General features: G+C 68.2%; 4 protein-coding genes and 1 pseudogene. 2 read left to right on the top strand and 3 right to left on the bottom strand.

From position 1 onward, the window contains the following. Positions 1 to 509: pseudogene (locus tag AC1D2K_RS31330) on the top strand (FAD-dependent oxidoreductase); the annotation flags it as partial. Positions 510 to 639: 130 nt separating this feature from the next. Here the strand turns inward: AC1D2K_RS31330 and AC1D2K_RS31325 are convergent. Then, positions 640 to 1,380: a slipin family protein gene (locus AC1D2K_RS31325; protein WP_478093910.1), complete on the bottom strand. Its 741-nt coding sequence runs from the start codon at positions 1,378 to 1,380 to the stop codon at positions 640 to 642. Between the two features lie 57 nt (positions 1,381 to 1,437). Further along, positions 1,438 to 2,763 carry an NfeD family protein gene (locus AC1D2K_RS31320; RefSeq protein ID WP_478093908.1) on the bottom strand — a complete coding sequence of 442 codons (1,326 nt, stop codon included), beginning with the start codon at positions 2,761 to 2,763 and terminating at the stop codon, positions 1,438 to 1,440. 286 nt (positions 2,764 to 3,049) lie between these two features. Between AC1D2K_RS31320 and AC1D2K_RS31315 the strand changes: the two genes are divergently transcribed. After that, the gene (locus tag AC1D2K_RS31315) at positions 3,050 to 3,559 is read left to right on the top strand and encodes a tetratricopeptide repeat protein (protein WP_478093906.1); all 510 of its coding nucleotides are present in this window, start codon (positions 3,050 to 3,052) and stop codon (positions 3,557 to 3,559) included. 136 nt (positions 3,560 to 3,695) lie between these two features. Here AC1D2K_RS31315 and AC1D2K_RS31310 read toward each other — a convergent pair. Next, positions 3,696 to 4,004 (bottom strand): transposase (locus AC1D2K_RS31310; RefSeq protein WP_478093904.1); only part of this gene is annotated, 309 nt, incomplete at its 5' end.

Raw genomic sequence — 4,004 nt, 5'->3', positions numbered from 1 at the left:
GTCTGGGCTCGCCCTGGGAGGACGTGGCAGCCGACGCCGATGGCGTGACGGTCACCCTGCCGGACGGCGGCAGCGAGCGCTTCGACGCGGTGATCTTCGGCACCGGTTTCGACGTCGACCTGATCGACCGGCCCGAGATCGCAGGTTTCACCGCGCAGATCGACACCTGGGCCCGCCACGTCTCGGCGACGGAGGCCCAGCACCATCCCGAACCGGCGCGCTTTCCCTACCTGGGACCGGGCTTCGAGCTGCGCAGCGCCGAGCCGGCGGGCCCTCGGGCCCCGGCGCTGGCCCGCATGCGCCTCTTCAACTGGGGTGCGACCATGAGCCATGGCGCGCTGGCCGGCGACATTCCCGGCCTCGCGATCGGCGCCACGCGGCTGGCCCAGGCGATCGCGCGCGACCTGTTCGTCGAGGACGCCGACCGCCACTGGGAACTGCTGCAGGCCCACGACGAGCCCGAGCTGGCCGCGACCCGCTGGTACGTGCCGCCCGGCGGCGCGGATTGATTCAGAAGCGCCGGTTGTCGGTGAAGTTCAACCTCGAACGCCTGGCGGCGGACGGGGTCCGATCGGTCTACGGCGTCGGCCTTGCGTTCGAGGACGCGGGCGCCTGAGCGCCGTCGGACCCGGCGAGCCGCTACGCCCCGGGCGCTTCGGCGTCGCCCTGCTTCTCGGCCCACCTCTTCAGCAGAGGTCCGATGAGATCCACCGGCAGCGGAAACACGATGGTCGAATTCTTGTCGGCGGCGATCACCGTGAGGGTTTCCAGGTAGCGCAGCTGCAGCGCCTGCGGATGGCGGCCCAGGATCTCGGCCGCCTCTGCGAGCTTCACCGAAGCCTGCAGCTCGCCTTCGGCATGGATCACCTTGGCGCGCCGCTCGCGTTCGGCTTCGGCCTGCCGCGYGATCGCGCGCACCATGTTCTCGTTGAGGTCGACGTGCTTGATCTCGACGTTGGTCACCTTGATGCCCCAGAGGTCGGTCTGGGCCGCGAGGATCTTCTGGATGTCGAGGTTGAGGCGCTCGCGCTCGGACAGCAGATCGTCCAGCTCGTGCTTGCCCAGCACCGCGCGCAAGGTGGTCTGAGCCAGCTGGCTGGTGGCCTCGAGGTAGCGCTCGACCTGGATGATGGCCTTCTCGGGATCGATGACGCGGAAGTAGAGCACCGCGTTCACCTTGACCGACACGTTGTCGCGCGTGATCACGTCCTGGCTCGGGATGTCGAGCACCATCACGCGCAATCCCACGCGCACCATCTGCTGCACGCCCGGGATCAGGATCACCAGCCCCGGCCCCTTGACCTTCCAGAAGCGCCCCAGCTGGAACACCACGCCGCGCTCGTACTCGCGCAGGATGCGCAGCGAGGCCGCCGCGATCATCGCCAGCAGCAGGATGAGGAGCGCCACCAGGACGACACTGAAGTTGAAGAACATGGTTCAAGCCCTTGCCGGGCCCTCCGGGTTGTCTTCGGCCACCTGCAGGGCCAGCCCTTGCACGCGGGTCACGCGGATGCGCCGCCCCGGGCGCAGGCCGTCCGCGCCGCTCACCTTCCAGTAGTCGCCCTGGATCTGGGCCCAGCCTTCGCCGTTGGCGAACTCGACCAGTTCGCCGGTGGCGCCCACCAGCGTCGCGACGCCGACCACCTGCGGCCGCCRCCGGCTCTTCGCGGCGATGCCGGCCACCACGAGGATGAAGACCGCCGAGGCCGCGGCCAGCACGGCGATCAGCCACAGCGGCACGCCGAAGCCCGGGGCGTCGTTGTCGATCAGCAGCACGGCGCCGATCGAGAAGGCCGCGATGCCGCCAATCCCCAGCACACCGAAGGTCGGCAGGAAGGCCTCGGCGATCAGGAAGRCCACGCCGAGGAAGATCAGCCCCAGGCCGGCATAGTTGACCGGCAGCATCTGCAGCCCGTACAGCGCCAGCATCAGGCAGATCGCGCCCACCACGCCGGGCAGCACGAAGCCCGGATTGGAGAACTCGAACAGCAGGCCGTAGATGCCCACCATCAGCAGCACCAGCGCAAGGCTGGGCTCGGTGACCACCGACAGCAGGCGGCTGCGCCAGTCGGCGTCGAACACCAGCACCTGGGCGTGCCGCGTCTCCAGCCGCACATCGCCCAGCGGGGTGCGCACCTCGCGGCCGTCGACCTGCCGCAGCAGGTCGGCCACGTCCAGCGCGATCAGCGTGATGACGTTCTTCTGCAGCGCCTCCGAAGCCGACAGGCTGACGGATTCGCGCACCGCCTGCTCGCCCCAGTCGGCGTTGCGCCCGCGCAGCTGCGCCAGGCTGCGGATGTAGGCCGAGGCGTCGGCCAAGCGCTTGGCCGCCATGGCATCCGGCGCCGCCCCGGACCCCTGGCCGTCGGGCTTGGCCGTCGGGGCCGACGGTGTCGGCATGCCGATCTCGACCGGCGTCGCGGCACCGAGGTTGGTGGCGGGCGCCATGGCCGCGATCTGGCTGGCGTAGAGGATGTAGGTGCCTGCGCTGGCGGCGCGGGCTCCGTCCGGCGCCACGAAGGTTGCCACCGGGATCGGGGAGGCGAGGATGTCCTTGATGATGCGGCGCATCGAGCTGTCGAGCCCGCCGGGGGTGTCGAGCAGGATCACCGCGAGCCGGGCTTGCTCCTGGGCTGCCAGCCTGAGTCCGCGGTGCAGGTAGTCGACGGCGGCAGGGCCGATCGCGCCGTCGACCTCCATCAGGACGACCGTGCCGGCTTGCCCGGCGGAAGAGGCGTCGGCCGAGGCGGCGGTGGCAGGCACGGCTTGGGCATGGGCCGCTCCCACCGCGCAGGCAAGGAGGACCAGTCCCACCAACCATGTTCTGGCGTACGCCATTGCTCATTCTAGGGATCGGGCCGAGCGCTGTCACATCGTGGGCATTCAGAGCAACGGGAGAAAACCGAAGCGGCCAAACACCATGGGCGCAAGTTGTCTATGCGGTTGCGTGTTGACACCCGCGCGCCGCGGAGATCGAATTCAGCCGGGGCGAACTGGCGGACTACTCACAAGGCGAGGGCTGGGAAGTAACGATCTAGGAGCACTCATCATGCGAAAAAGAGCATTGGCGGCAGCCGTGTGCCTCGTCTTCCTGAGCTTTCCGGCATGGCCTGCGGGCGGCGGCGGCGGCGGAGGCGGCGGAGGCGGTGGGGGTGGCGGCGGTGGGGGTGGCGGCGGTACCGAAGTGAAGAACGTCGACCCCAACTACCGCGCCGGGGAAGCCGCCATCAAGGCGGAGCAGTGGACCGACGCCGTCGGGCGGCTGACCCTGGTGATCCAGACCGACCCGAACAACGCGGACGCCTGGAACCTGCTGGGTTTCGCCTACCGGCACATGGGCGACATGGACAACTCCTTCAAGCACTACGAAAGAGCCCTGCAGATCAATCCCCGCCATCGCGACGCCCACGAATACATGGGCGAAGCCTATCTCCAGGTGGGACGTCTCGAAGATGCCGAAGTGCATCTGAAGGCACTCAACAAGCTCTGCTGGCTGCCTTGCGAGCAGTACACGGAGCTGAAGGAGAAGATCGAGAACTACAAGCGAAACAAGACCTAGCAGGCCGCTGAAGTACCAGGCGAGCCGCAGTCATCCGGCGTCCTGAAGTGGGCGGTTGCGGGATTTCGACGTTTCAGGCTCGCTGCCGTCGCCGTTGTCCCGCTTCGAGGGCCCGTTTTCGGCTCTCGTTTCCCCTCTACGGGGTCAACGGACGGACTTCTGCCAAGGTCCGCATGCGCACGAGGTTGTAGGCGGCCATCGTCAGCACGAACAATTGGTCGACCTTCTTGATGCCGCGCACCATCACCTGGCGGATGGGGCCGACGAACTTGGCCCAGCCGAAGCCTTGCTCGATCAGCTTTCGCTTGCGCTGAGAGATCGCATAGCCCTCGCTCTGCGCGATCTCGTCGGCCACCGCCGAGCGACGTCCCGACTTGTTCTGCGCCACATGCGGCGTGACCTTCATGCGGTGCAGCTCTTCGATGAACTCGGCCGCGTCATAACC

This window comes from Variovorax sp. P1_H12_2, assembly GCF_056405335.1.
Note: the sequence above shows the minus strand (reverse complement) of the source record. Positions and strands in the feature narration are given on the sequence as shown.